This is a genomic window from Leisingera sp. ANG-M7, from assembly GCF_000813965.1.
Taxonomy (GTDB): Bacteria; Pseudomonadota; Alphaproteobacteria; order Rhodobacterales; family Rhodobacteraceae; genus Leisingera.
The window spans coordinates 208,428-233,159 of record NZ_JWLI01000006.1; the positions used below are offsets into that span (position 1 = coordinate 208,428).

The following is a 24,732-nucleotide window of genomic DNA, read 5'->3' on the forward strand; positions in this document are numbered from 1 at the left end:
GCAGGGCAATGCTGCAAATTGATCTCTGGAAGAGGGTGCTGATCTGGCTGGTATGCGCAGCTGGTATCATGCTTGCCCTGCCAAACGGATTTTACACCCGCGTCGAACAGGCCAACGATGCGGCGGCGGATATCATCGCCAGGGGTGAAACGCCGGAACGGCTGGAAACCGCAGGCCAGTGGCCGTCATTCCTGCCTTCGGGCTTGGTGAACCTTGGCCTCGACCTGCGGGGCGGCGCGCATCTCTTGGCTGAGGTGCAGGTCGAAGACGTCTATGAAGCGCGGATGGATGCGCTGTGGCCGGAGGTGCGTGACGCGCTGCGGCCCGAGCGCTCCACTGTCGGCACCTTCCGCCGTCAGCCGGGCCCTGCAGACCAGATTCGCCTAAAGCTCTCCAAGCCGGACGGCATGTCCCGCGCGCTGGAAGTGGTGCGCGGCCTGGCCAGCCCGGTGACCAGCCTGACCGGTGCAGGCGCCACCGACATTGAGGTTTCTGCCGACGGCGACATCCTGGTGGTGCAACTGAGCGAAGCTGAAAAGCTTGCCTCCGACGACCGCACGGTGCGCCAATCGCTGGAAATCGTGCGCCGCCGCATCGACGAGGTCGGCACACGCGAGCCGACCATCCAGCGCCAGGGGGCTGACCGCATCCTGATCCAGGTGCCGGGCATCGGTTCCGCATCGGAGCTGAAAGCGATCATCGGCACCACCGCGCAGCTGACCTTCAACCCGGTTTCGGGCCGCGGCAGCGACGCGGATGCAGCACCGGGTATCGGCCAAAAGATTGTGCCGTCATTGGATGAAGAGGGCTTCTACTACACCATCGAGGCCGCCGCGGTTGTCACCGGCGAAGACCTGGTGGATGCGCAGCCGTCGTTCGACCAGAACGGCCGCCCTGCGGTGACCTTCCGCTTCAATACTTCCGGTGCCCGCCGGTTTGGTGACTATACCGCTGAGAATATTGGCGAACCTTTCGCTATCGTGCTGGATGACGAGGTGGTCTCCGCCCCGGTGATCCAGTCGCATATTCCGGGCGGTTCCGGCATCATCACCGGCAACTTTACCGTTGAAGAAAGCACCAATCTGGCTGTGCTGCTGCGCGCAGGTGCGCTGCCTGCCGGGCTGGAGTTCCTGGAAGAGCGCACCATCGGTCCGGAACTGGGCCAGGACAGCATTGATGCGGGCAAGATCGCGACCGTCGTGGCCTTTGTCGCGGTGCTGGTGTTCATGGGGCTCAGCTATGGCCTGTTTGGCCTGTTTGCCAATGTGGCGCTGATCCTGAATATCGCGCTGATCTTCGGCATGCTCAGCCTGATCGGTGGCACCCTGACGCTGCCGGGCATCGCAGGTATCGTGCTGACGGTTGGTATGGCCGTTGACGCCAACGTGCTGATTTTCGAGCGTATCCGCGAGGAGCTGAAGGCGGGGCGCGGTCCGGCCAAGGCCATCGACGAAGGCTACTCCAAGGCGCTCAGCGCCATTCTCGACGCCAACATCACCACCTTCATCACTGCGGTGATCCTGTTCGCCATGGGCTCCGGCCCGGTGCGCGGCTTTGCGATCACCCTTGGCTTGGGCATCCTGACCTCGGTGTTCACCGCGATCTTTGTGACCCGCCTGATGATCGTCATGTGGTTTGAACGGCGCCGTCCGAAAACGATTGAGGTGTGATATGCGGCTGAGACTTGTTCCCCAGGAAACCTCATTCGATTTCTTCAAACGCGCCAAGCTCTGGCTGGGCATTTCGGCGCTGATGATGGTGGTGGGCTTTGCCTCCTTCCTGTTTCAGGGGCTGAACTTCGGCATCGACTTCCGCGGCGGCACCACCATCCGAACAGAGGCGTCCGAAACTGTAGATGTGGGTGCCTACCGCGATGCGCTGGCCGTGCACGGTCTGGGTGATGTGTCGATCACCGAGGTGTTCGATCCGGCTTTTGAGGAAGACCAGCACGTCGCCATGATCCGCATTCAGGCACAGGAAGACGGCGAGGCGATCTCCGGTGAGATGATTGAAACGCTGAAGGCCTCGCTGGACGCGGTCACGCCGGGCATCAAATTCGTGTCCGTCGAATCCGTTGGCCCCAAGGTCTCAGGCGAACTGATCACCACTGCGATTATTGCGGTCGCCTTGGCGATTGCCGCGGTGCTGGTCTACATCTGGCTGCGGTTTGAGTGGCAGTTCGCCCTCGGCGCGGTGGCAGCGCTGGTGCATGACGTGGTGCTGACCATCGGCGTGTTCTCGGAGCTGCAGATCAAGTTTGACCTGGCGATCATTGCGGCGCTGCTGACCATCGTCGGCTACTCGCTGAACGATACCGTGGTTGTGTTCGACCGGGTGCGTGAAAACCTGCGCCGCTACAAGAAGAAAGACCTGGCCGAGGTTCTGAACATCTCGATCAACGAAACGCTGAGCCGGACCATGATGACCTCCGTCACCACGCTTCTGGCGCTGATCTCGCTTTATGTGCTGGGCGGCGACGTGATCCGCGGCTTCGTTTTTGCGATGATTTGGGGCGTTATTGTAGGGACCTACTCGTCGGTCTTCGTCGCCTCCACCATCCTCTTGAAGCTGGGGGTGAAGCGCGACTGGTCGAAGCAGGCAAACACCACCGGCAACCAGTTCGGAAACATCGATGCCTGAGGCGTTTCAGGCAGCCCTGCAGACGCCGGGGCTGTTCTGGCTGCTGATAACCATTGGAGCCGCGGGTCTTGTCCGCGGCTTCACTGGTTTTGGCACCGCGATGATCTTTGTGCCGGTAGGCGCCCAGTTCCTGCCGTCGGCGGATGTGGTGTTCCTGATGGTGCTGATGGGGGTGTTTTCCACCATCACCCTGTTCCCGCAGGCCTGGAGCAAGGCCGACAGGGCAGAGGTTGGCGCCTTGTCCATGGCCGCTGCAGTCACCGTGCCGGCGGGTTTGTGGCTGATGTCGCAGATGGACCCGCTGACCCTGCGCTGGGTGGCTGCCGGGGTGATCGGCGTGACCTTGGCCGCGGTGGTTTCCGGCTGGCGCTGGCAGGGCAAACTTGGCTGGCCGGGGCGGTTTGCCATTGGTGGCGCGGCTGGTGTGGTTGGCGGTATGACCGGCCTCACGGGACCGGTGATCATCGTTTTCTACCTTGCCAACGTGCGTGACGTGGCGCGGGTGCGGGCCAACACCATCGTATTCCTGGCGGCGTTGGATGTGGTGATCGCCGCCAACCTGATCTTCGGCGGCATGGCCAGCCTTAAGGCGGTGATCCTCGCCTGTCTTCTGGGCATCCCCTACATAATCACCACGCTCACCGGCAAGGCGCTGTTTGATCCCAAGCTCGAGAAGGTCTACCGCTTTGCTTCCTATTCCGTGATTGCGCTGGCCGTGCTATCCAGCCTCCCGGTATTTGACTGAAAGGACCGCCCATGCGCCTGAACGAAGTGAGCTATTCCGATGCGCAGCCCGTCGACGGCTATGGCGAGGGGTTCTTCCGCATCGGCGGCCAGGTGCATCAGGGCGGCGTGCTAACGTCAGCTGCGGGCACCTCGTCTTGGGGCGGCATGGCCGACGCCGCACCGCTGCTGGCGCTGGCCGGAGAGATAGATGTGCTGTTCATCGGCACCGGGCCTGAGATCGCCCATATCCCCGCGGAGCTGCGCAAAGAGCTGGAGGACGCGGGGCTGGGCGTCGAGGCGATGAATTCGCCCGCCGCTTGCCGCACTTACAATGTGCTGTTGTCCGAGGGGCGCAGGATTGCTTTGGCCGCTTTGCCGGTCTGAAGATGAATTTCTGATGTATTTGACCTGCCGCAAAGCGGGCATCTGCTGAATGGTCTTTTCATGCGCCGGAGCAATGGGATAAGCGAACCTCATGACATTGACTGTGACGGATCTGGGCGTGGCCCGCGGTGGCATCCCGGTGCTGGAGGGCCTGAGCTTTGCGCTGGAGCCCGGCAAGGCGCTGATCCTGCGCGGACCCAATGGCATCGGCAAGACCACGCTGCTGCGCACCGTCGCAGGCCTGCAGCCGCCGCTGAAGGGCCGGGTTGAGGGGGCTGAGGACCAGATTGCCTATGCCGCCCATTCCGACGGGCTGAAACCAACGCTGAGTGTGGCAGAAAACCTGACCTTCTGGGCCAGCGTCTTTGGCCGCAATGGTATAGAACAGGCGCTGGACGGGTTTGATCTGCAAGGCTTGCGCGACCGACAGGCCGGGGCGCTGTCTGCCGGCCAAAAACGCCGTCTCGGCCTCAGCCGGATGCTGGTCACCGGCCGCCCCATCTGGATCATGGATGAGCCGACAGTGAGCCTTGATGTGAACTCCGTTGCCATGTTCGCAGACGCCGTGCGGGCGCATCTGGGGCAGGGCGGGTCCGCGCTGATTGCCACCCATATCGATCTGGGGCTGGAGGCGGAGGTGCTGGACGTCGGCCCCTACAAGGCCAGGCCGCCGGAGATCGACGATTTTGACGGAGGCTTCCTGTGATTGCGCTTCTCCTGCGGGATCTGAAGCTCGCCTTCCGCGCGGGCGGCGGTTTTGGCCTCGGTCTTGCGTTCTTTCTGATTGTGACCGTGATGGTGCCGTTCTCTGTCGGCCCGCAGTCCGAACTGCTGGCCCGCATCGCCCCGGGCGTGTTGTGGCTGGGGGCGCTGCTGGCCTGTCTGCTGTCGCTTGACCGGCTGCTGGCGCTGGATTGGGAGGACGGCTCACTCGACCTCCTGGCCACCGCGCCGCTGCCGTTGGAAAGCACTGTTACGATCAAGGCGCTGGCCCACTGGATCACCACCGGCCTGCCGCTGGTGCTGGCGGCGCCGGTGCTGGGCGTTCTGCTGAACCTGCCGGTTCAAGGCTTCCAGTGGCTGGTGGTCTCCTTGCTGCTGGGCACGCCTGCGCTGTCTGTCATCGGCACTTTTGGTGCCGCGCTGACCGTGGGGCTGAAGCGCGGCGGCCTGCTGATGTCTTTGCTAGTGATGCCGCTTTATGTGCCGACGCTGATCTTCGGCTCCGAGGTCGCGCGCCGCGGTGCGGAGGGCATGGCAGTGCAGACGCCGCTGCTGCTGCTGGCAGGCATCTCCGCCGCCTCCATCGCTTTGCTGCCCTTTGCCAGCGCCGCTGTCCTGCGCGTCAATTTGCGCTAGGGGCCACACAATTGAGAAACCCGTGAACAAGAGCTAAATAGCCACCATGTCGATCTGGGAATACGCCAACCCGAAGAAGTTTCTGGCCACCTCTGAGAAGGTGATGCCGGCCCTCTGGATCAGCTCTGCGGTGCTGATCACCGTTGGCCTTGTCTGGGGATTTTTCTTTACGCCTGATGACTACCGGCAGGGCTCCACTGTCAAGATCATCTTCCTGCATGTGCCCTCGGCGCTGATGGCGATCAACGCCTGGTTCATGATGCTGGTCGCCTCGCTGGTCTGGGTGATCCGCCGCCACCATGTCAGCGCATTGGCTGCCCGCGCCGCCGCCCCTGTCGGCGTGATCATGACCGTGATTGCCCTGATCACCGGTGCCATCTGGGGCCAGCCGATGTGGGGCACTTGGTGGGCTTGGGACCCGCGGCTGACGTCCTTTCTGGTTCTGTTCCTGTTCTACCTTGGCTACATTGCCCTGTGGGAGGCGATCGACAACCCGGACACCGCGGCCGACCTCACGTCGATTCTCTGCCTGGTGGGATCGGTCTTTGCCGTGCTCAGCCGTTATGCGGTGAACTTCTGGAACCAGGGGCTGCATCAGGGGGCGTCGCTGTCTCTTGATGAAAAGGAGAACGTGCATGATGCCTTCTCCTCGCCGCTCTACGTCTGCATGGCAGGTTTTGTTCTCTTGTTCCTCGCCTTGGTGCTTTACCGCACCGGAACTGAAATCCGCGCCCGCCGCATCAAGGCACTGATGGCGCGTGAACGGCTGGAGGCATGATGCCCGATCTTGGAAAATACGCCGACACGGTGCTATCGGCCTATGGTGCCTCGCTGGTGCTGCTGGTTGCACTGGTGGTGCTGACGATCCTGCGCGGCCGAAAGGTGCGCCGGGAGATGGAAACCCTGGAAACCCGGATGAAGCGCAATGGCTAAGATTTCTCCTTTGATGGCGGTGCCCGGCGTGGTGTTTGCAGGTTTTGTCGGCCTCGCGCTGGTCGGCATGTTCCGCGAGGACCCCAACAGCCTGCCGTCTGCCCGTGAAGGCCAGCCCGCACCGCCGGTGGTGCTGGATGAATTTCCCGGCAAGGAAATGTTCAGCGATGAAACCTTGCGCGACGGCACCGTGAAGCTGGTGAACTACTGGGCCAGCTGGTGCGCGCCCTGCCGGGCTGAGCATCCGAACCTTGAGGCGCTGTCCGAGGAAGGCATCCCGGTCTACGGCATCAACTACAAGGATAAACTGGCCAATGCTGAGGCCTTCCTGAATGAGCTGGGCGATCCCTATACCGCGATTGGCCGGGACGAGAAGGGCCGCATGGCAATTGACTGGGGTCTTTACGGTGTGCCCGAAACTTATGTCGTGGATGGCAACGGCAAGATTGTGCTGCGGTTTGCCGGGCCAATCACCCAGCGGGTGATCGACAGCACCCTGCGCCCGGCAATGGAGAGGGCCGCAGCTCAGTAAGCGGTGGGCGAAGTGGCCGGCGGGGTGATCAGCGTGAAGCTGCTGAACTCTGGTTCATCGGCCGACAGGTCATAAACTCGTTCCAGGTGGGCCTGCTTGGACCGCCAGATCAGATACTCGCTGAAGGCCTCTGTGGTTTCCCACCGCTGAAACACGGCGATTTCGTTCCGGTCCGGGGACAGCATGGCTTCTGCCTGCAGACATCCGGCGTGTTTCCGGACTTCTTCCACCATCTGCTTTATAAGCATTGCCAGCTCTTCGAACTTTCCGGGCCGGGGTTGCATTCCAATAACTATAGCTTCCGCCATTGAAGCCTCCGGATCTTGTGAGTTCCGGTAGTTTTCCAGCAACCCTGAAATTTCCGGTAAATTTGCGACGGCGTTCATTCGAAAATGCTCAGGTCCAGGTCCAGCCCTGCGCCCAGCCAGATCCCGTGATCGCGGTGATCAGCCAATTCGTCGCCAGTTTCGGGATGGGCAAATACTTTCAGACCGTTCCGATTCAGCGCGAGCCACGGAAGAAGCGCGGTGAATTGTTCCGGCGTTGCGGCAAGCTGGCAAGACCACATGGGGTGCGGGCCGACGTTCTTTTCGTGCACGCGCCCCATCTCGACGCCGAAACGCTCGGCAGCCTGCTGGCACAGATTGCGGGCCTGGTCCGCCGTCGCAGGGTCGAAATAGATATGGGCGTGATAACCGGTGATGCTGTCCGTGTGTTTCATGGTTGCAGTCTCCCAATGTAGAAAGCCGCAGGCAAGGCAGCGGATCCGAACAGTTTCTGTGCAGCCGTTTGCTAGGGAACGGAGTAGGTGCGAAAGTCCTGCTCTTTGCGCATGGTAGCGCTCCGAGCGTCCAGGTCTCCGCGTTCGGCCCGCCAGTTCAGGTAGTGCTCCAAATGGTCCGGAGTCTCCCACAAATGAAAGACTGCAATTTCGAATCGGTCGTGGTTCACACCGATGTGCGCTTCCAGGCAACCCGGGAAGGCCAGGGTGTCCGGGAGCATTTTCAGAACGGCTTCTGCATGATCGTCAAATGTATCAATGTCTGGGTAAACGATTGCAAAAGCGGCCTCTTTCATAAGGGCGTCCAGCCTTTCAGCGAACCGCGCGGGTTCTTAACATGTATTTTGAATAAATATTTGCACAGGTAAACTGAACGGTACAGCCGGTAAAAGCCTCCGGTGATTCATCCAATAAGTGTATACAGGATACACTTTGTCCTGTGATTAACTTGCTGGCTTGCCCGGTGCAGGCTGCGGGCTTTTTTAAACAGGGCAGAAAAAAACATGCACCCCGCAGGGTGCATGTCCAATAGCTCAGATCTGGCAGGCCTTACGACTTGGCCAGGTTGCGCAGCACGTAGTGCAGCACGCCGCCGTGTTCGATGTATTCGATCTCCGGCGCGGTATCGATGCGGCATTTCAGGGTGATCTCTTTCACCGAACCGTCGGCAAAGGTGATCGAGCAGGGCACTTCCTGCAGCGGCTGGATGGTGTCCAGGCCGCTGATGGAGACGGTTTCCTCGCCAGTCAGGCCCAGCGACTTGCGGGTGTCGCCTGCGGTGAACTCGAACGGGATCACGCCCATGCCAACCAGGTTGGAACGGTGGATCCGTTCGAACGACTCGGCGATCACAGCCTTGACGCCCAGCAGTGCAGTGCCCTTGGCCGCCCAGTCGCGCGAGGAGCCCGCGCCGTACTGTTCACCGCCGAACACCACCAGCGGGGTGCCGTTGGCCTGATGCGCCATCGAGGCTTCGTAGATAGAGGTCTGCTCGCCGTCGGGGCCTTTGGTGTAGCCGCCTTCGACGCCGTCCAGCATCTCGTTCTTGATGCGGATATTGGCAAAGGTGCCGCGCATCATGATCTCGTGGTTGCCGCGGCGGGAGCCGTAGGAGTTGAACTCACGCGGCTGCACCTGACGCTCCAGCAGGTACTGGCCTGCCGGAGTGGTGGTGGCAAAGGAACCGGCGGGGGAGATGTGGTCAGTGGTGACCATATCGCCCAGAACCGCCAGAACCTTGGCGCCCTCGATGTTCGAGATGGTGCCCGGCTCCGTGCCCATGCCCTGGAAGTAGGGCGGGTTCTGGATGTAGGTCGAGGTTGCGGGCCAGTCATAGGTTTCCGCATCGGTGGTTTCTACCGCCTGCCACTTCTCATCGCCCTTGAAGACGTCGGCGTATTTCGACTGGAACGCTTCGCGGGTGACGGTTTGTTCGACCAGCTCCGCAACTTCCTGGGTCGAGGGCCAGATGTCCTTCAGGTAGACGTCGTTGCCGTCCTTATCCTGCGCAATCGGGTCGGAGGCCAGGTTGATGTCCATGGTGCCGGCCAGCGCATAGGCCACGACCAGCGGCGGCGAGGCCAGGTAGTTGGCGCGCACATCGGGGCTGATGCGGCCTTCGAAGTTGCGGTTGCCCGACAGGACCGAAGTTGCCACCAGATCGCCTTCGGCAATCGCCTCGGAAATCTCCTGCTGGATCGGGCCGGAGTTGCCGATACAGGTGGTGCAGCCATAGCCCACCAGGTTGAAGCCGACCTTGTCCAGATCCTCCTGCAGCCCTGCGGCCTCCAGATAGGCGGAAACAACCTGCGAACCGGGTGCCAGCGAGGTCTTGACCCAGGGCTTGCGGTCGAGGCCCAGGGCGGCCGCCTTGCGCGCAACCAGACCCGCGCCGATCATCACATAGGGGTTGGAGGTGTTGGTGCAGGAAGTGATCGAGGCGATCACGACCTTACCGGACTCCATGGTGTAATCTTCGCCCTTGACGGCGACTTCCTTGCCCATCGGACGCTTGAAAGTCTCTTCCATCTCCTGGCGGAAGGCGGCCTTGGCGTTGGTCAGCGGCACATAGTCCTGCGGGCGTTTCGGGCCGGAGATGGCCGGAACGATGCTGCTCATGTCCAGCGACAGGGTGTCCGTGTAGACCGGCGCATAGTCGGCGCCGCGCCAGAAGCCGTTCTCCTTGGCGTAGGCTTCGACCAGTGCGATGCGGTCCTCGTCACGGCCGGTGTTGCGCAGGTAGCGCAGGGTTTCGTCGTCGATCGGGAAGAAGCCGCAGGTTGCGCCGTATTCAGGTGCCATGTTAGCGATGGTGGCACGGTCTGCCAGCGGCAGGCGGTCCAGGCCTTCGCCGTAGAATTCCACGAACTTGCCCACGACGCCTTTCGCGCGCAGCATTTCCACAACCTTCAGAACCAGGTCGGTGCCGGTGGTGCCTTCGACCATCTCGCCGGTCAGTTCAAAGCCGATGACCTCGGGAATCAGCATGGAGATCGGCTGGCCCAGCATCGCCGCTTCGGCCTCGATGCCGCCAACGCCCCAGCCCAGCACCGCGGCGCCGTTGACCATGGTGGTGTGCGAGTCGGTGCCGACCAGGGTGTCCGGATAGGCGACTTCCTCGCCGTTCTGGTCGGTGTCGGTCCAGACGGTCTGCGCCAGGTATTCCAGGTTCACCTGGTGGCAGATGCCGGTGCCCGGCGGCACAACGCGGAAGTTGTTGAACGCGTTCTGGCCCCATTTCAGGAACTGGTAACGCTCCATGTTGCGCTCGTACTCGCGGTCCACGTTCATCTGGAACGCGCGCGGGTTGCCGAACTCGTCGATCATCACCGAGTGGTCGATCACCAGGTCAACGGGGACCAGCGGGTTGATCTTGGCAGCCGAGCCTTTCAGGCCGACGATGCCGTCGCGCATGGCGGCCAGATCGACAACGGCGGGAACGCCGGTGAAATCCTGCATTAGCACGCGGGCAGGGCGGTAGGCGATCTCACGCGGGTTCTTGCCGCCGTTGGCGCCCCATTCGGCAAAAGCCTTGATGTCATCGGTGGAGACGGAGAAGCCGCCATCCTCGAACCGCAGCATGTTTTCCAGCACAACTTTCAGCGCGGCGGGCAGCTTTGAAAAGTCGCCAAAGCCGGCCTCAGTGGCCGCGGGGATAGAGTAATAGGAGATCGACTTGCCGTTGACGCTGAGTGTTTTGCGCGCCTTGGCATTGTCCTGTCCGACGGTGATAGGCATGGTTGGCCTCCCTCAAGAATTTGAAATCCGGGAATTCGCTGCCTGCTAAATGCATGAGGAAGATGAAGCATTCAATAGCCCAAACGCCGCAGGCGGCACTTTTGTATGCGATTGTACACATTTTTCGCGAGGCAACGCCTCATGCCGCCCTCAAAAATGATTGATTGGCCTGTTTGCAGGCAAGTCTTTAGACCTGATGCCTGACACACAGAGAAGGCGATTCATGAAATTCCTGCTACCGATCGTTGCCATGCTGGGCTTTGCCATGCCGGTTTACGGCCAATCCGCAGATGAGCCTGTTGTGGTTGAACTCTATACCTCGCAGGGCTGTTCGTCCTGCCCGCCCGCTGACGCGCTGCTGCATGAGCTTGCGGCGCGGCAGGATGTTCTGCCGCTGGCGCTGCACGTGGATTACTGGGACTACATCGGTTGGAAGGACAAGTTCGCCGATCCGTCACACACCAAGCGGCAAAAGGGGTATGCCCATGCAGGCGGGCGGCGGATGATTTATACCCCGCAGATGATAATTATGGGGCAGGACGACGTGGTCGGCGCTGATGCGCTGGCGGTTGAAAATGCCATTGCCCGGCACCAGAAAACGCCGCGCCCGGTATCGCTGAGCGTCAGCCGGGAAGACGGGGACCTGGTGATCCGGCTGGAACCGCGGGTGCAAATGGACTCCGGACCCTTTCTTGTGCAGCTGGTGAGGTTCACTCCGCAGCGCAAGGTCAGCATTACCCGGGGTGAGCTGGCGGGCAAATCCTTCACTTACGCCAATGTGGTGGAGGACTGGCAGGTCGCGGCAAATTGGGACGGTGCCGGCAGTCTGGAGATGTCTGTTCCCGCGCCGGGCAGCAATCCCGCCGCGGTTCTGGTCCAAGCAGCACCCTTCGGCAAGATCATCGCAGCGGCACGGACGGATTGAGCACTCGCTTCAGTCCACCGGGCTATCCGCCTGCCGGGCTGCCTTACCGACCGGCACATATGGTTTCCATCGGCGGTGAATCCAGAACCATTGCCCGGTGTGCTTCCGGACAATCGATTCCAAATCCGCGCTCAGAGCCTTGGTCATGGTCAGCGGATCTGACGGCGGCACCTCGGCATTCATCACGATCTCGAAATCCAGCCCGTTCTCCTGCCGTACGGCATAGACCGGGATCAGCGCAGCGCCGAATTTCAGTGCCAGTTCCGCGGGCACGGTGGAGGTGACAGCCGGTTTGCCGAAGAAATCGACCAGCTGGCCGCCCTGTGCATGCAGATCAGTGACAATGGCTGCGATGCCGCCTTTTTTCAGGTGGCGCACCAGCTCCACCATGCCGCGCTTGCCCTGTTCGAACATCGGCTCGCCGTTCTGCTTGATGGCGTCAACATAGTGCTCGTTGAAATACGGGTTAGCCATCCGGCGGTACAGGGCGCCCATCTGGTGGCCTCGGGCCACAAGCGCAGCGCGGGCTGCGTCATAGTTGCCGAAATGGGCGGTCGCCAGCAGCACCGGCCGGCCTTCAGCCCGGGCCGTTTCCAGGGCCTGCAGGCCAGGGCCGGTGATAGGCGCGGACCTGGCCCGTTCGTGAAAAGGTTTGCCTGCGTAGATTTCCGCAATCATCCGGCCTGCGTTGTCGCTGACGTCGCGGTACAGGTCTGCCGGGTCCAGGTCCGACAGCTCCGGACTGACAAGTTTCAGGTTGTCGCGCACACGCTTGTCAAAGCGCGCCAGCCGGCCCATGGCAGTGACCAGACGCCCCATCATCGGAACCCGCAAGCGATAGGGCACCAGCCCGGCGCCCAGCAGAAGGCCGCGCAGGAACAGGTTGCTGCCAAAATATTTGACATGGCTCCAGGTGGAGAGCTCGGAAGGATCTGCGGGCATGGCGTCTGGATATCTGCGGCGCGGAACTGCGCCCGGAAGCTTGCATCATACGCAGCAGCGGCACCGGGTACAAGCAGCTCGCGAATGTGATGCGGCACGGCGGCTGCGGCGGGAAGCCGGCTCCTCATTTAGCGCTTTTCGGCAAGTCCGCCTGATGGGTGTCAGCCGCCCTCTTGCTCTTCATCTTCCTCGAGTGACTTGAGTTCAATCTCGCCGGTGGCAACCAGATCGCGCATGGCGCTGATAATCAGGCTGTAGGCAGCCTCGCCATCGCTGCGCTTGACCTTGCCGCGCTCTGCCACTTCTTCGCGGATGTTGTCGGCCATCCGGCTCGACATGTTCTTGAGCAGAAACTCGGAGGTTGCGACATCCTCCTCGTCGGTGGCAAAGGCAATGGCGGTCACCAGATCCGGCTGGGACAGGACCCGGATCAGCTTGGGCACGTCCAGCGGTTTCATCCGTTCGGAGACCAGTGCATAGGTAAAGATTGCCTTGCGCACCGACACTGCAAACTCCTCGTCTTCCTCGTCCAGTGCTGTCAGCACCTCATCTCGCTTGGCTGCGGCTGCCTCGGTCAGGACGGCGCCCAGGCGCTGGCCAGGTGTTTGGTCAAACGCAAGATCTGGACGCGCTTCGACCTGGGCGGCCAGAGACAGGCCGATGCGGTCCACTGTGTCCGGCGTCACATTGGCGGTCTGGCTGACTGCATAGGTAATGCGGCGGGCTACCGGCCCTGGCAGATGGATCAGCAACTGGGCTGCCTTCGCGGTATCCAATTTGGACAATAGCACGGCGGCCACCTCGGTGCTTTCGGCTTGGGCCAGTTCAGCCAGATCCTCAGGCGGCAGCTGCTTCAGCCGCTCCCAGGGGTCGCCGAACTGGCGCACCCCGGCCTCGCGGCGCAGGCGGGTGTGGGTATGACGGCTGATCTTGCCTTCCATCGCACTCAAGGCGCCAGCCAGGCCGTTGGGAAAATGCAGGCCGACGTTGTCCAGCAAATCGGCAAATTCACCTGCAACTGAATTCAGCGTTTCCCGGTCGACAATCCGCATCCGGCCCATCTGCTGGGTAAGTTCCAGCTGCAGATCGTCGGGCAGTTCCTCCAGAGGGATTTCGGCGCCCTCGTTCAGCAGCAACCGGACGATGATGGCGGCCTTGGCCTTGCCGCTGAGGCCAGACGCCGCTGCAGGACTTGCGAGCGCACCTCCGCCCATGCCGCCTGCATCCAAGCCGCCCAAAGGCGCCGGAGCGGCGAAATCGCCCATGTCCATTCCGCCCATTCCGCCCATGTCGCCCCCGCCCAGATCCATCGGAAGCGCCAGCATATCGTCTTGAGGCATTCTCGCACCCTAGAAAAGATTCTTCTCAATCATTCAGGGGCAGGATAGGCCGCAAGCCGTAAAGAAAGGCTGAAGCCTAGTAGCTGTAGGAGGTGCCCGTCTCCAGCGCACTACGCAAAGAGGCCTCCGCCCAGCTGCCGTCGCCGCCACGGGCGCGGATTTCCTTCCATTGGGCAAGCGCTGCGCCGTATTTTCCCTGTTCGACAAAGCCTTGGCCCATGTAGGAACGCGCCAGGATGTTGTCGGGGTCTTGTGCCAGCGCCTGATCATAAAAGGCCTGCGCCAGTTCCTGGTTGCCGAGCTTGCGATGGGTGAAACCCCAGTAGGTCAGCACCATGCTGTCCTCCTGATCTGCCATTGCGCTCAGTACCGCCTGGGCGTCTTCCTGGCGTCCTGCATAGGCCAGTTCCCGGGCCGCATCCAATAACCCCTCCTGGTTCAGCGAAGACTTCCTCGGCCGCACGCAGCGTTTCTTTTCCTCGTCCCACACCCGCTTGCCTTTGCAAGTCTTGGTAGTCTCGGAGGGTTTTGGCGGGTTCCAGTCGTTGCCGCTGGCGGCAAGGGCAGCGACAGGCAGGATCAAGGCGGCGGCCAGGGCGAAAATGCGCATCTTAAGCACTCCAAATGCAATGTCCGGGCCAGTTTAGCCACAGAACCACGGTTTGGATCTGTATTTTTGTTCACAAAGGCGTTTGCCCCGGTGGCAGGATCACCCGTCAAGAGGCTGGGAAAACGCTTCTTCCAGCCGTGCAAGCAGAATGGCAAATCTTTTGCGGGCCCTTGGGTTTTCCTCAACCTCTGAAACCCGAATATGGGCCAGCTTCAATAGCAGCCTGGCCCGTAGGTGGAAGTTCAGAATGGAAGCACTGAACGAGCGCCGGTATGTCTTGAAAAAAAACTCGGTACTGGCCCGTCGAACGCCTCCGGGACCAATCTCAGCACGTTCGGCCTGGGTTGTGATATCGCTGGCAAGAAAGTCTGCAACGTCATAAATTGCGGGCTTGTGCTTGGCATAGGCGAGGTCCAGGCCGCGGGCAATACCGCTGCCGAGGATCAGATTGTCGCTGTGAAAGTCGCCGTGCGAAAAAACGCGCGGGCAGGGGCTGCCCTGCAAGCTTCGGGATTGATCCAGCAACTGCGAAGTGTAACGGGCGTAGTGCTCCTGAGAGATCACAGCGTGGTCTGCCGCCGCCCTTTCCAGCTCATCAAAAACCCATTGCATCCAGATTTTTTCGGGCTCTTCTGGAGAGAAGCTATGCAGGTGGTGAAGCCAGGCGCCAGCCCTTCGGAACACTTGGTTGACCTGTGCCGGGGAGCTAGGCGTGAGAAGAATGTCGGTTGCCGTCCGGCCTTCCGCGAATTCCGTGATGTGAAAGCTTTTGTCAGCAGCCAAGTAGACGGGAGTGACTATGCGGTTCTTTCCCGAGGACTCAAAGTGCGGCTGAAGTTTTTCGAACAAGCGGTATTCCCGTTCGATCCAGCTTTTACCGGCCTGGAAGTCCTTTTTCAGCACAAGCGTTCTGCCGGTTTCGTGCATCAGGGCGAAAACCATCTGATCCCGACCCGGATCCCGCGCCTTGTGAATGCAGTTCACGCTGAAAGTTCCCGCAACTCCGGCCGCGGCCTGAAATTCTTCCACATGGCTTTGCAGAAGGGCTTCGTCGTATTCAGCAAAGAGTAGCATTGCGGGAACTGTGCAGGCCTGAAAAGAGAACGTTTTGCCCAAACTCATAACAGCTAAAGGGTGAAACCAGAACGAAAAACGCCCCGTCAAGCTGACGGGGCGTGCTGTAAGTCCTTGGCTTTGGCCGGCTTACTCGCCGAAAACGCGCTTGAAGATCGTGTCGACATGCTTGGTGTGGTAGCCCATGTCGAATTTCTCGTTGATCGCTTCTTCACCCAACGCCGCAACCACATCTGCATCCGCCAGCAGCAGCTCACGGAAATCGACGCGTTCTTCCCAAACCTTCAGGGCGTTGCGCTGCACCATGGAGTAGGCGTCCTCGCGGCTGACGCCTGCCTGGGTCAGCGCCAGCAGCACCCGCTGCGACATCACCAGGCCGGGGAATTTGTTCATGTTGTCCAGCATGTTCTCCGGGAACACCAGCATCTTGTCGACAACACCAGCCAGGCGGTGCAGGGCAAAATCGAGGGTGATGGTCGTATCCGGACCGATGCCGCGCTCAACGGAGGAGTGGGAGATGTCGCGCTCATGCCACAGCGCCACGTTCTCCATCGCGGGGATCACCGCCATGCGCACCAGACGGGCAAGGCCGGTCAGGTTCTCGGTCAGCACCGGGTTCTTCTTGTGCGGCATCGCCGAGGAGCCCTTCTGGCCCATCGAGAAGAATTCCGCGCCTTCCAGCACCTCGGTGCGCTGCATGTGGCGGATTTCCACGGCAACGTTCTCGATCGACGAGGCAATGACGCCCAGAGTAGCGAAGAACATTGCGTGGCGGTCGCGCGGGATCACCTGGGTGGAGATCGGTTCCGGGCGCAGGCCCAGCTGCTCGCAGACGTGCTCTTCAACCGCCGGATCGATGTTGGCAAAGGTGCCGACCGCGCCGGAGATTGCGCCGGTGGCGACTTCCCAGCGGGCCTTTTCCAGGCGGTTCTTGTTGCGGTCCATCTCCGCATAGAAGCGGGCAAAGGTCAGGCCCATGGTGGTCGGCTCGGCGTGGATGCCGTGGCTGCGGCCGACGCGCACGGTGTTCTTGTGCTCCAGCGCGCGTTTCTTCAGCGCCGCCAGCACCTTGTCCATGCCATCGAGCAGAATGTCGGCGGCGCGCACCAGCTGTACGTTCAGGCAGGTGTCCAGCACGTCCGAAGACGTCATGCCCTGGTGCACGAAACGGGCTTCCTCGGAGCCGACATGCTCCGCCAGGTGGGTCAGGAAGGCGATGACGTCATGCTTGGTGACGGCTTCGATCTCGTCGATGCGGGCGACGTCGAAGTCCACGTCCTTGGCTTTCCACACCGCGTCGGCGTTTTCGCGCGGGATCACGCCGAGGTTGGCCATGGCTTCGCAGGCATGCGCCTCGATCTCGTACCAGATCTTGAATTTGGTCTCGGGCGACCAGATTGCGACCATCTCGGGGCGGGAATAGCGGGGGATCATGGGCGAAGGCACCTTTATGTGATTGCGCAGCAGATGCCCGGCCTCTTAGATCAGCAGAGACAGGACAGCAAGGCTGGGAGAGGGCCATGAGGCAGTTTGCCCTGATGATTGCGTTATCATGCACCGTTTCGCCGGTTTGGGGCGGCGGATGGCGGGAACTGAACGGCGATGAGGTGCAGGCGGCGCTGGAAGGCCGCAGGCTGGTTTACGGCAGCGGTGCCTGGCAGGAATTCCGTGCCTCTGGCCGAACGCTATACAATGCAGGCCATGACAGTTGGGGCTACTGGGGCGTTCGGGACGGCAAATACTGTTCCACCTGGCCGCCCTCTGACCTGTGGGCCTGTTATGCGCTGGAAAGTGACGGCGAAGCCATCCGGTTTATCGGCGAAGGCGGTGACATCACCACTGGCCGGTATGCTGAGACAGCGGAGTGAGCCGGCGCGCAGATCCGCGCCCTGCAAACAGGGGGGGCGCAGCGGCAGCGGGCGGCCTTCTGTGCGGGGTCAGCTGCCCCGCAAATGCGCCAGCAGCTGCGCGTTGCGGCAGTAGGACGGCGCCTCCGGCAGCTCTGTTGTCTCCCGCTGCAAGTCACTGCAGCCGTCCTGATTGCGGCAGGTGCTGCAGCGCAGGACCGCGCGCATGTACTTCTGGCCTTGGGCTTGCGGATCAGCGGCGACGATTTCGCCATAGTCGATGCCGAGACGGCTGGCCATGCCCTGCACCAGATCGCTGCTGCGCCCGAGTTTTGCAAAAAGTCCCATGTATCTCCTCCCATGCCCGGCAGCCGCCAGGGTGGACACAGCATGAAGGGGAACGCGGGGCGGAACTTTGATGTGGCGCAAATTCAGCAGCAGTCAGATCCTCCCGCCCGCGCTGCGGTCTTCGTGCGAAGACCTACCGACGTTGGGCCCGGCACCGCGCATGGAGCGGTGCCGGGCCCAAGGCCGCTGATGGGGCAGGTTTCCTGCACCGTTCGGGCGCGGGAGGCCCGCCGGCGGTCCGGTATGTCAGATCGCGGGCTGCTCTGCGGCCTCTAGCCGTGTCACCACCTTGGCGCCGCTTTCCAGCGTCCGGTGCACAGGGCATTTGTCGGCGATTTCCAGCAGCCGCGCGCGCTGGTCGTCGCTTAGAGGGCCGCAAAGGCGCACCACCCGGGTGAACTGATCGATCTTGGCAGGCCCCGACGGCAAGGCATCCTGCGCATGCACCTTGTCATGGCACACATCAACGCTGATCCCCTCCAGCGGCCAGCCCTTGCGGCGGGCATACATCCTGAGCGTCATCGAGGTGCAGGCGCCAAGGCCTGCCGCCACGAAACCATATGGCGACATGCCGCGGTTGGTGCCGCCATAGGCCAGCGGCTCATCTGCAAAAGCGTGGTGATAGGGGCCGGACTGCACGTCCTGAAGGAACCCCTCCGGATCCGCTTCCGTCACCCGCAGAACGCCTTCCGGCGCACCGGGCGGCGGCGCGGGCGGCGCCATTTTGACATAACGCCCGGCCCAGGCGGCAATGACTTCTGCCGCGTATTCGGCATCCGCGGGGCGCGAGATCAGGTGGTCGGCGTCATCCAAAGTGACAAAGCTCTTGGGGTGCTTGGCGGCGGTGAAGATCGACGCGGCATTGTCGATGCTCACGGTCTCGTCCCTTGGTGCGTGCAGCACCAGCAGCGCGGCCTTCAGCTCCGCAATCGCAGGCGCCAGCGCCTCAGCGTGGATATCGTCGACAAATTCCTTGCCGATCACAAACGGCCGCCCGCCCAGGCAGACCTCGGCGCGGCCTTGTGCCTCAATCTCCGGCAGTGCGGCATCGAAGTGGTGAGAGACATGGCCCGGATCAAACGGCGCCCCCAGCGTCACCACGCCTTTGACCGAAGGGATGCCCGCCCGCGCCCGCAGCACCGCAGCACCGCCCAGCGAATGGCCGATCAGCAGCGCAGGTGCCATGCTGCGCGCGGCCAGGTACTGCGCTGCCTTGATCAGATCCGCAACGTTGGAGCTGAAGGTGGTGTTTTCAAACTCGCCTTCCGAATGGCCCAGCCCGGTGAAATCGAACCGCAAAACCGCAATCCCCATCGCCGCCAGCCGTCCGGCAATCCGCCGCGCTGCCGGAATATCTTTGGAGCAGGTGAAGCAATGGGCAAACAGCGCAGTGGCCAGTACCGGGCCCTCCGGCAGGTCGAGGCGGGCAGCAAGGGTGTTTCCGGCGTGGCCGGTGAAGGTGATCCGTTCCGTGGGCATGGGCGTGGCCTTTGTTAGGTGTTCCGCATAGATTGAGCGCTTGGATGGCCACTAACAAGGCGACAGGCCGGAACGTCACGGGAAGGTGAAGGCAGATGAGCAGCAGCGTCCTCTCAGGTATCGGATGTTACAGCCCGCAAACCGCGCGCGACCGCAGCATGTGGCAGCGCCTGACGGATTTCTGCGCGGCTGAGCCGCAAGCCTTTGGCCGCAATCCGGAAACCGGGCACGTGACCGGTTCGGCCTTTGTGCTGTCAGCGGACAGAAGCAGCGTACTGCTGACCCATCACAGGAAGCTCAACCGATGGTTCCAGCTGGGCGGCCATTGCGACGGCATCGCCGACGTACCGTTTGTAGCGCTGAAAGAAGCTTATGAAGAAAGCGGGCTGGTGCGCATCAGGCCGCTTTCTGACCGGGTGTTCGACGTCGATATTCACGAAATCCCTCAGAACGCAAAAGAATGTGCGCATTTGCACTACGATGTGCGTTACCTGTTTCAGGCTGAGGCGGGGGAGATTGCAGCCAGCGGAGAATCCCACGCCCTGGCTTGGGTGCCGCTCAGCCAGCTGGAAGAAGTCACAGATTCGCCCGGCGTTCTGGTGCTGCGGGACAAGCTGGAACCGTTCCTGAAGACCCATTGCTAAGCGGTGGCACCTGACGGCGCCGCCGACTGTCCCGGCCCCTCCACACAGGCGGGACCGGCTGTTTTGTTCAAACCTCGCCCAGCAGCGCCTCGTCGAAGGGATATCTGGTCAGGTTCTCATAGCCGTCTTCGGTGATCAGAACCTGGTCTTCCAGTTTGATGGAGAAATCGCCGCCCTCCGGCGACACCAGCGCCTCGACGCACAGCACCATGCCCGGTTCCAGTTCATAGTCAAAGGCGCCTTCGACCAGCTGGTCCGGATAGGCCACCAGCGGCCATTCATCACACAGGCCGACGCCGTGCATCATGCAGCCGTATTTCTGCTTCTGGAACTGTGTGTCCAGCGGGTGGCAGTTGCGCGACAGCTCCTGGATGTTCACACCCGGCTTCAGCATCTCCATGTTGTGGCGGATGTGCTCCAGACCGTGCTGCATGGCATAGATCATGTCAGGCCGCGGTTTCTCGTCGCCAATCCACCAGCTGCGCGAGATGTCGATGCAAATCCCGTAAGAGCCGACCAGATCGGTGTCAAAACTGATCATCTCGTTGTTCTGGATGATCCGGGGGCCGCATTCCTGGAACCACGGGTTGGTGCGCGGGCCGGAAGCCAGCAGCCGGGTCTCAATCCATTCACCGCCGCGGCGGATGTTTTCAGCGTGCAGCACCGCCCAGACGTCATCTTCAGAGATATTGCCGCCAGGCACTTGTTCGCGCGCGAATTTTTCCATTGCCGCCACCGCGGTTTCGCAGGCGTGATGGGCGCAGCGCATCGCCAGAATCTCATCCGGGCCTTTCACTGCGCGGCATTTTTCGGTCAGCTCCTCGCCGGGGAAAATCTCCAGACCCTGCGCCTCCAGTGCGCGCAGCCCGTGGAGCATTACCTTGTCCACCGCCAGCCGCTTGTTGCTGCCGCTGTGTTCCTCCAGCAGGATGCGGACCTCATTAGAGAACTTGTCGGCGGCCACGTCGATCTTGTCGCCGCGGTCGAAATAGAACAGGTCGGCGCCCGCACGCTGTTCGCGCACCAGCGGGTTGAATTCGCTGAGAAACGGGGACTGCTTGTAATCCCACAGCACCATGTAACCGTCGGCGCAGATCAAAAGCGCCCGGAACGGGTTGTGGGTGTTCCACAGCTGCATGTTTGTGCTGTCGGTGGCATAGCGGATGTTCAGCGGGTCAAACACCAGGAGGCCGCCATAGCCGCGGTCGTTGATGTGCTTGACCAGCCGTTCCCACCGAAACTTGCGCAGCGCCTGCAGGTCGGGCAGCTGCAGCCCGGCCTCGGCCCATTCGCCAAAAGCCAGCTGTGTCGGGCCGATCTCGACCCGGTCATTGTCATTCGGAGTGTTGTCGCCGAGTTTGGCGCCGCGGGTGGGGTCGATCTTGCGAATGTCGCGGTAATGCTCGTTCATGCTAGGAAGTCCTTGCTGCACAGTTCTGTACAATGTGCAGCCGGAATCAGGCGGAATCGCTGCTGAAAACGACGGAATTAACCGTCGTTTCTGACTTGCAGCAGAAATGGAGGGTTAGGGGGTTCATGACCCCCCGCAACCGGAGCGCTACTATGGCAGAAGCGGCCGGGCTGCCTGAACCATACCTGCGCTTTCGAGGTAAAGGAGCAACGCGGTCAAAAACAGCAGATGGCTGATAAGCCGAAGCCGCCGCGGACGGGTCAGCGTCATTGCGGCCAGCGTTGACGACTGCACCTGCCTGCTCCATCTGGCCCGCAGATCCGGGAGGAAAGCAGAGACGCCTAACCCGTTCCAGGACCTGCCGGAGGCCGGCGCAGCCGAACTCGCCGCCTTGCGGATCTCGGCCTCATGAAAGGCACGGTCGCAATGAGCGTCCAGAACCAGCGCGGTTTGGTCCACAGGTGTAAAGCAGTCCTTTCCGCGGGGCTTTGGCTGGACCTTGCGGACTGCCTCAGGCGGACGGGCCACTGCCGCAGCTGCGGCGGCAACAGGTTCGTTTCTGGTGCCGGCTTCGGGATCAAACGCGCTCAGGAACTGTTCGCAGGTAAGCGCAATCCCGGTGTCGAGCCATTCAACAAAGGTCGCCTCCACCTTGTCCAGCAGGCGGCGCAGCATTTCGGCCAGAATCAGTTCCGAGATTTCCTGATCGCAATAGCCGGGATAGGCCGGGGCCAGCGACAGCTCCATCAGGGCTGAAGGCTGCATCACACTGCCGGGCAGCTTGCTGGTGCGGCGCAAGGGAACCCGGCGCAGGCGCACGGTCACAAGATAATGGTCACACTGCAAACGGGCGGTGTTTTCCGCGCGTGCTGTGATCATCTCCGCCGGGTGGCCAAAATCATCCAGCGTGTCCACAACTGCGGTAATCGCAGCCGAAAGAGTATTGCCGTCGCGGCATTCCAGCCCCAACCGGCCTGTATATTGCACGTTCTCTGCCACTGTCCGGGTCCTCCATTCAGGGTGCCGACAGAGAAACTATAAAATTTGAAATAGTTGAAAGTGGGGCGCTTCAGGCTGAATTCAGACAGATGGCACCTGCTCAGGGTTGTGAAATGGGGCATCCTCCAAGGTGCTGAAATTTAAGCAGTTTGCGTGGGGGCTCCAGAATCCGGAGCCGAGAATATGTCCCAACTGTGACGGGCAGCGGTCACATTGATGCCCAAAGGCCTACAATGGCGCCGGAAGTGCACGCACTGTTTGTCAGGCCTGCCAGCAACGAAAACGCCCGCCATGCGGCGGGCGCGATTCTCTTCGATCCTGACACGATTGCAGTGCCGCTCAGCCGTCGATCTGGCGTCCCATGATCGCCAGCGACTGCTGGTATACTGTGGCGGCGTTCCATTCCTTCAGCACGCGGTAATTCGGCTCTCCCTGCTGGTACCCCTTGCCTGGCTTCCAGCCTTTCTGGCGCAAGTAATTGGCGGTGGAGGCCAAGGCATCGCCCATGTTGTAGAAATCGACCCTGCCGTTGCCGTCCCAGTCGACGCCATACTCCAATGCGTTGCCGGGAAGGAACTGGGTGTGGCCAAGTTCGCCGTGCTTGGCGCCCAGGGTTGCAGGTGTGATAGCGCCCTGATCGACCAGCTTCAGCGCCCCCAATGCGTGCGGCCGGAAGAAATCCGAGCGGCGGCAGTCAAAGGTCAGCGTCACGATGGCGGAGACCACCTGGCTGTCGCCCATGTAATTGCCGAAGGCTGTCTCCATCCCGTGGATCGCAATCAGGATACCTGCGGGCACACCGTATTTGCGTTCAAGCGCTGCATAGAAATCCGGGTTGCGCGCCTTCCGCTTGCGGCCTTGCGCCACGATGGTGGCAGAGCCGCGGATCTGCATGAACTTCTCCAGCGAGTATTTGAAGCTCTTCTGGTTGCGATCAGCGGAGATGGTGCGGCGGGCGTATTGTGCATTGGCCAGCGCCTGAAGCCCCGCCTTGCGCACGCCTGCGCGCTTGGCCTCGCGCTGGAATTCCTGTTTCCAGGTCTCGAAGCCGGCGGAGGTATTGCCGCAGGTCGCGGCGAGGGCAGGGGAAGCAAGCAGGGCGGAAATCAGGGCAGGGGCAATCAGCCGGCGCATGAAGAAAACTCTCAAAATGTGACTCGTGACTTGCAGCCTAACGCGCTGGCGGCCCTTGTCTAACGGGAAAAGCCATCATTGCTTCCCATTTCATCAGGCAAAAGCGCTGCCGGCAGCCAGCGCCAGCCCGTCAGCAACCGCCGTCATTGCATTTCCCGTTTCGAGCCGGGCATTTGGGCATAAGCCGCGCATTTCGGCCTGCACCGCCACCAGCAGCGAAGAGCCGCCGACAAGAACCACTCGTTCCACCCTGCCGGGCTCAATTTCCGCCTGTGCCAGTGTTTCTGCCGCGCAGGCGCCGATGACCGTGGTCTGCTCTGCAAGGGTCTGTGTCATGGCTGCGGTCGACAGCGGCACCGACAGGCCGCGCTCCAGCAGTTTCAGGTCGATCAGGGCCTGGGCATCGGTGCTATTGGCGCGGATCTTGCCGTGTTCCACCGTAAATGCCAGCTCGTGGCCGAGTTCGTCCTCCAGCACTGCGACCAGCCGCGCAAGTTTCTCCGGCTCCACCGCATTGTCAGCCAAGTCCTTGGCAGCCCGCCGGGTTTCCGGGGCGTAAAGAAAAGGGATCATCTGCCAGGTCGCCAGATCGTTGAACAGCCGGTTCGGCGCGGGCAATGTGCCGCCGCCGAATGCATTGCGGATGTGGCTGCCCCGGCCCAACAGCGGCATCACGTGATGAATGCTTAGCTGCCGGTCGAAATCGGTCCCGCCCAGCCGGACACCATGCGAGGCCAGAATGCGGGCCGCGCCATCTTCCCCTTGTTCAAAAGCGGTGAAGTCGGAGGTGCCGCCGCCGATATCGACAATCAGTCCCAAACCCGGCACAGGCGCCGTTGCCCGCAGGGCGGCCTCGGGCTCATGCATGAACATCACGTCTTGAAACCCGGCCTCCAGATAGCAGGCGCGCAGATCCTTTTCTGCCTGCGCGTTGCGCTCGGCGTCTTTCGAATGAAACCGCACCGGACGGCCTGACAGCGCATGGGAAAACTCCATATGCGTCGCCGTCTCGGCCCGCCGCTTCATCTCAGCCAGGAACCGCGCAATAAGAGTAGCAAAACTGATCCGCTCACCGCCCAGCCGCCGTTCCTCCTGCAAGAGCGGCGTGCCCAGCAGGCTTTTCAAGGCCCGCATGAACCGCCCTTCATCGCCATTGATCAGCGCCCGCGTGGCGCTGTGGCCGATCCGCATGGTGCGGCTGCCTTCCTCAAAGAACACCGCGGTGGGCAGGGTCTGCTCGCCCGGCTCCATCTCCACCAGCCACGGCCGGCCTGCAACTGCGATCCCAGCCGCCGAATTGGAGGTGCCGAAGTCGATGCCAAGGGTGTTGGGGGCGGTCATTGCGCAGGCTCCTGTCTGCCAAGCTGAGCCGCGCTGAATACGGAAT

General features: G+C 61.7%; 27 protein-coding genes. 12 read left to right on the forward strand and 15 right to left on the reverse strand.

Translation table 11 applies throughout. The features are described from left to right. Positions 1-8: 8 nt before the first annotated feature. The 9 genes from secD (at position 9) to RA26_RS08405 (ending at position 6,574) form a co-directional block, all read left to right on the forward strand. The gene (gene secD, locus RA26_RS08365) at positions 9-1,670 is read left to right on the forward strand and encodes a protein translocase subunit SecD (protein WP_039182581.1); all 1,662 of its coding nucleotides are present in this window, start codon (positions 9-11) and stop codon (positions 1,668-1,670) included. A gap of 1 nt (position 1,671) precedes the next feature. Continuing rightward, entirely contained in the window at positions 1,672-2,640 is a 969-nt protein-coding gene (secF, locus tag RA26_RS08370; RefSeq protein WP_039182584.1) for a protein translocase subunit SecF, read from the forward strand. Then, positions 2,633-3,385 (forward strand): TSUP family transporter, encoded by a 753-nt coding sequence (locus RA26_RS08375; RefSeq protein WP_039182587.1) that lies wholly within the window; start codon positions 2,633-2,635, stop codon positions 3,383-3,385. The genes secF and RA26_RS08375 overlap by 8 nt, the downstream gene beginning before the upstream one ends. 11 nt (positions 3,386-3,396) lie before the next feature. Continuing rightward, a complete protein-coding gene (locus RA26_RS08380; protein ID WP_039182590.1) occupies positions 3,397-3,750 on the forward strand; it encodes an Mth938-like domain-containing protein in 354 nt (117 codons plus the stop codon). A 91-nt stretch (positions 3,751-3,841) separates the two neighbouring features. Next, positions 3,842-4,456: a heme ABC exporter ATP-binding protein CcmA gene (gene ccmA / locus RA26_RS08385; RefSeq protein WP_039182592.1), complete on the forward strand. Its 615-nt coding sequence runs from the start codon at positions 3,842-3,844 to the stop codon at positions 4,454-4,456. Beyond that, positions 4,453-5,109, forward strand: a complete 657-nt coding sequence (gene ccmB / locus RA26_RS08390; protein WP_039182595.1) for a heme exporter protein CcmB — start codon at positions 4,453-4,455, stop codon at positions 5,107-5,109. Before ccmA ends, ccmB begins: the two co-directional genes overlap by 4 nt. A 46-nt stretch (positions 5,110-5,155) precedes the next feature. Further along, positions 5,156-5,887, forward strand: a complete 732-nt coding sequence (locus RA26_RS08395; RefSeq protein ID WP_039182598.1) for a heme ABC transporter permease — start codon at positions 5,156-5,158, stop codon at positions 5,885-5,887. Continuing rightward, the gene (ccmD, locus tag RA26_RS08400; RefSeq protein WP_039183389.1) at positions 5,887-6,042 is read left to right on the forward strand and encodes a heme exporter protein CcmD; all 156 of its coding nucleotides are present in this window, start codon (positions 5,887-5,889) and stop codon (positions 6,040-6,042) included. Before RA26_RS08395 ends, ccmD begins: the two co-directional genes overlap by 1 nt. Further along, positions 6,035-6,574 carry a DsbE family thiol:disulfide interchange protein gene (locus tag RA26_RS08405; RefSeq protein ID WP_039182600.1) on the forward strand — a complete coding sequence of 180 codons (540 nt, stop codon included), beginning with the start codon at positions 6,035-6,037 and terminating at the stop codon, positions 6,572-6,574. Before ccmD ends, RA26_RS08405 begins: the two co-directional genes overlap by 8 nt. Here the strand turns inward: RA26_RS08405 and RA26_RS08410 are convergent. The 4 genes from RA26_RS08410 to acnA all read right to left on the reverse strand — a co-directional run bounded on the left by RA26_RS08410 (position 6,568) and on the right by acnA (position 10,592). Further along, positions 6,568-6,960, reverse strand: a complete 393-nt coding sequence (locus tag RA26_RS08410; protein WP_241482609.1) for a putative quinol monooxygenase — start codon at positions 6,958-6,960, stop codon at positions 6,568-6,570. The genes RA26_RS08405 and RA26_RS08410 overlap by 7 nt on opposite strands. Further along, positions 6,957-7,295 carry a DOPA 4,5-dioxygenase family protein gene (locus tag RA26_RS08415; protein WP_039182606.1) on the reverse strand — a complete coding sequence of 113 codons (339 nt, stop codon included), beginning with the start codon at positions 7,293-7,295 and terminating at the stop codon, positions 6,957-6,959. Before RA26_RS08415 ends, RA26_RS08410 begins: the two co-directional genes overlap by 4 nt. A gap of 71 nt (positions 7,296-7,366) precedes the next feature. Continuing rightward, positions 7,367-7,576 carry a hypothetical protein gene (locus tag RA26_RS08420; RefSeq protein ID WP_241482610.1) on the reverse strand — a complete coding sequence of 70 codons (210 nt, stop codon included), beginning with the start codon at positions 7,574-7,576 and terminating at the stop codon, positions 7,367-7,369. 328 nt (positions 7,577-7,904) lie between these two features. After that, positions 7,905-10,592, reverse strand: coding sequence for an aconitate hydratase AcnA (acnA, locus tag RA26_RS08425; protein WP_039182612.1), 2,688 nt, complete (start codon positions 10,590-10,592; stop codon positions 7,905-7,907). A 223-nt stretch (positions 10,593-10,815) separates the two neighbouring features. Between acnA and RA26_RS08430 the strand changes: the two genes are divergently transcribed. Further along, positions 10,816-11,517 (forward strand): DUF1223 domain-containing protein, encoded by a 702-nt coding sequence (locus RA26_RS08430; RefSeq protein ID WP_039182615.1) that lies wholly within the window; start codon positions 10,816-10,818, stop codon positions 11,515-11,517. 9 nt (positions 11,518-11,526) lie between these two features. Here RA26_RS08430 and RA26_RS08435 read toward each other — a convergent pair whose 3' ends face one another. The 5 genes from RA26_RS08435 to purB all read right to left on the reverse strand — a co-directional run bounded on the left by RA26_RS08435 (position 11,527) and on the right by purB (position 16,917). Beyond that, on the reverse strand, positions 11,527-12,459 hold the full coding sequence (locus RA26_RS08435; RefSeq protein ID WP_039182617.1) for a lysophospholipid acyltransferase family protein: 933 nt from the start codon (positions 12,457-12,459) through the stop codon (positions 11,527-11,529). Between the two features lie 161 nt (positions 12,460-12,620). After that, complete coding sequence (locus RA26_RS08440) at positions 12,621-13,799, reverse strand: flagellar motor switch protein FliG (protein ID WP_039182620.1); 1,179 nt, start codon at positions 13,797-13,799, stop codon at positions 12,621-12,623. Between the two features lie 76 nt (positions 13,800-13,875). After that, positions 13,876-14,409: a tetratricopeptide repeat protein gene (locus RA26_RS08445; protein WP_039182621.1), complete on the reverse strand. Its 534-nt coding sequence runs from the start codon at positions 14,407-14,409 to the stop codon at positions 13,876-13,878. A 99-nt stretch (positions 14,410-14,508) separates the two neighbouring features. Further along, positions 14,509-15,531: a phosphotransferase family protein gene (locus tag RA26_RS08450; RefSeq protein WP_082015787.1), complete on the reverse strand. Its 1,023-nt coding sequence runs from the start codon at positions 15,529-15,531 to the stop codon at positions 14,509-14,511. A gap of 81 nt (positions 15,532-15,612) precedes the next feature. Continuing rightward, complete coding sequence (purB, locus tag RA26_RS08455) at positions 15,613-16,917, reverse strand: adenylosuccinate lyase (RefSeq protein WP_039182628.1); 1,305 nt, start codon at positions 16,915-16,917, stop codon at positions 15,613-15,615. 86 nt (positions 16,918-17,003) lie between these two features. Between purB and RA26_RS08460 the strand changes: the two genes are divergently transcribed. Next, complete coding sequence (locus RA26_RS08460) at positions 17,004-17,351, forward strand: hypothetical protein (RefSeq protein ID WP_039182631.1); 348 nt, start codon at positions 17,004-17,006, stop codon at positions 17,349-17,351. A gap of 69 nt (positions 17,352-17,420) precedes the next feature. Here RA26_RS08460 and RA26_RS08465 read toward each other — a convergent pair whose 3' ends face one another. Then, the gene (locus RA26_RS08465; RefSeq protein WP_039182633.1) at positions 17,421-17,678 is read right to left on the reverse strand and encodes a DUF6455 family protein; all 258 of its coding nucleotides are present in this window, start codon (positions 17,676-17,678) and stop codon (positions 17,421-17,423) included. Between the two features lie 246 nt (positions 17,679-17,924). Beyond that, positions 17,925-19,157: a bifunctional alpha/beta hydrolase/OsmC family protein gene (locus tag RA26_RS08470; RefSeq protein WP_039182636.1), complete on the reverse strand. Its 1,233-nt coding sequence runs from the start codon at positions 19,155-19,157 to the stop codon at positions 17,925-17,927. A gap of 95 nt (positions 19,158-19,252) precedes the next feature. Here RA26_RS08470 and RA26_RS08475 point away from each other — a divergent pair, with 95 nt between their 5' ends. Then, entirely contained in the window at positions 19,253-19,801 is a 549-nt protein-coding gene (locus RA26_RS08475; protein WP_039182639.1) for an NUDIX hydrolase, read from the forward strand. Positions 19,802-19,868: 67 nt separating this feature from the next. Here RA26_RS08475 and dddP read toward each other — a convergent pair whose 3' ends face one another. The 4 genes from dddP to RA26_RS08495 form a co-directional block, all read right to left on the reverse strand. Beyond that, positions 19,869-21,212 carry a dimethylsulfonioproprionate lyase DddP gene (gene dddP, locus RA26_RS08480; protein ID WP_039182642.1) on the reverse strand — a complete coding sequence of 448 codons (1,344 nt, stop codon included), beginning with the start codon at positions 21,210-21,212 and terminating at the stop codon, positions 19,869-19,871. 150 nt (positions 21,213-21,362) lie between these two features. Further along, positions 21,363-22,211: a hypothetical protein gene (locus RA26_RS22070; protein ID WP_052272354.1), complete on the reverse strand. Its 849-nt coding sequence runs from the start codon at positions 22,209-22,211 to the stop codon at positions 21,363-21,365. Positions 22,212-22,550: 339 nt separating this feature from the next. Further along, complete coding sequence (locus tag RA26_RS08490) at positions 22,551-23,345, reverse strand: lytic murein transglycosylase (RefSeq protein ID WP_039182645.1); 795 nt, start codon at positions 23,343-23,345, stop codon at positions 22,551-22,553. Between the two features lie 93 nt (positions 23,346-23,438). Beyond that, positions 23,439-24,686, reverse strand: coding sequence for an Hsp70 family protein (locus tag RA26_RS08495; RefSeq protein WP_039182649.1), 1,248 nt, complete (start codon positions 24,684-24,686; stop codon positions 23,439-23,441). Between the last annotated feature and the right edge of the window lie 46 nt (positions 24,687-24,732).

Bases quoted from the DNA above. Each gene is read 5' to 3' on its own strand.
- secD (WP_039182581.1), top strand. From the start codon at position 9: ATGCTGCAAATTGATCTCTGGAAGAGGGTGCTGATCTGGCTGGTATGC.
- secF (WP_039182584.1), top strand. From the start codon at position 1,672: ATGCGGCTGAGACTTGTTCCCCAGGAAACCTCATTCGATTTCTTCAAA.
- RA26_RS08375 (WP_039182587.1), top strand. From the start codon at position 2,633: ATGCCTGAGGCGTTTCAGGCAGCCCTGCAGACGCCGGGGCTGTTCTGG.
- RA26_RS08380 (WP_039182590.1), top strand. From the start codon at position 3,397: ATGCGCCTGAACGAAGTGAGCTATTCCGATGCGCAGCCCGTCGACGGC.
- ccmA (WP_039182592.1), top strand. From the start codon at position 3,842: ATGACATTGACTGTGACGGATCTGGGCGTGGCCCGCGGTGGCATCCCG.
- RA26_RS08395 (WP_039182598.1), top strand. From the start codon at position 5,156: ATGTCGATCTGGGAATACGCCAACCCGAAGAAGTTTCTGGCCACCTCT.
- ccmD (WP_039183389.1), top strand. From the start codon at position 5,887: ATGCCCGATCTTGGAAAATACGCCGACACGGTGCTATCGGCCTATGGT.
- RA26_RS08405 (WP_039182600.1), top strand. From the start codon at position 6,035: ATGGCTAAGATTTCTCCTTTGATGGCGGTGCCCGGCGTGGTGTTTGCA.
- RA26_RS08410 (WP_241482609.1), bottom strand. From the start codon at position 6,960: ATGAACGCCGTCGCAAATTTACCGGAAATTTCAGGGTTGCTGGAAAAC.
- RA26_RS08415 (WP_039182606.1), bottom strand. From the start codon at position 7,295: ATGAAACACACGGACAGCATCACCGGTTATCACGCCCATATCTATTTC.
- RA26_RS08420 (WP_241482610.1), bottom strand. From the start codon at position 7,576: ATGCTCCCGGACACCCTGGCCTTCCCGGGTTGCCTGGAAGCGCACATC.
- acnA (WP_039182612.1), bottom strand. From the start codon at position 10,592: ATGCCTATCACCGTCGGACAGGACAATGCCAAGGCGCGCAAAACACTC.
- RA26_RS08430 (WP_039182615.1), top strand. From the start codon at position 10,816: ATGAAATTCCTGCTACCGATCGTTGCCATGCTGGGCTTTGCCATGCCG.
- RA26_RS08435 (WP_039182617.1), bottom strand. From the start codon at position 12,459: ATGCCCGCAGATCCTTCCGAGCTCTCCACCTGGAGCCATGTCAAATAT.
- RA26_RS08440 (WP_039182620.1), bottom strand. From the start codon at position 13,799: ATGCCTCAAGACGATATGCTGGCGCTTCCGATGGATCTGGGCGGGGGC.
- RA26_RS08445 (WP_039182621.1), bottom strand. From the start codon at position 14,409: ATGCGCATTTTCGCCCTGGCCGCCGCCTTGATCCTGCCTGTCGCTGCC.
- RA26_RS08450 (WP_082015787.1), bottom strand. From the start codon at position 15,531: ATGAGTTTGGGCAAAACGTTCTCTTTTCAGGCCTGCACAGTTCCCGCA.
- purB (WP_039182628.1), bottom strand. From the start codon at position 16,917: ATGATCCCCCGCTATTCCCGCCCCGAGATGGTCGCAATCTGGTCGCCC.
- RA26_RS08460 (WP_039182631.1), top strand. From the start codon at position 17,004: ATGAGGCAGTTTGCCCTGATGATTGCGTTATCATGCACCGTTTCGCCG.
- RA26_RS08465 (WP_039182633.1), bottom strand. From the start codon at position 17,678: ATGGGACTTTTTGCAAAACTCGGGCGCAGCAGCGATCTGGTGCAGGGC.
- RA26_RS08470 (WP_039182636.1), bottom strand. From the start codon at position 19,157: ATGCCCACGGAACGGATCACCTTCACCGGCCACGCCGGAAACACCCTT.
- RA26_RS08475 (WP_039182639.1), top strand. From the start codon at position 19,253: ATGAGCAGCAGCGTCCTCTCAGGTATCGGATGTTACAGCCCGCAAACC.
- dddP (WP_039182642.1), bottom strand. From the start codon at position 21,212: ATGAACGAGCATTACCGCGACATTCGCAAGATCGACCCCACCCGCGGC.
- RA26_RS08490 (WP_039182645.1), bottom strand. From the start codon at position 23,345: ATGCGCCGGCTGATTGCCCCTGCCCTGATTTCCGCCCTGCTTGCTTCC.
- RA26_RS08495 (WP_039182649.1), bottom strand. From the start codon at position 24,686: ATGACCGCCCCCAACACCCTTGGCATCGACTTCGGCACCTCCAATTCG.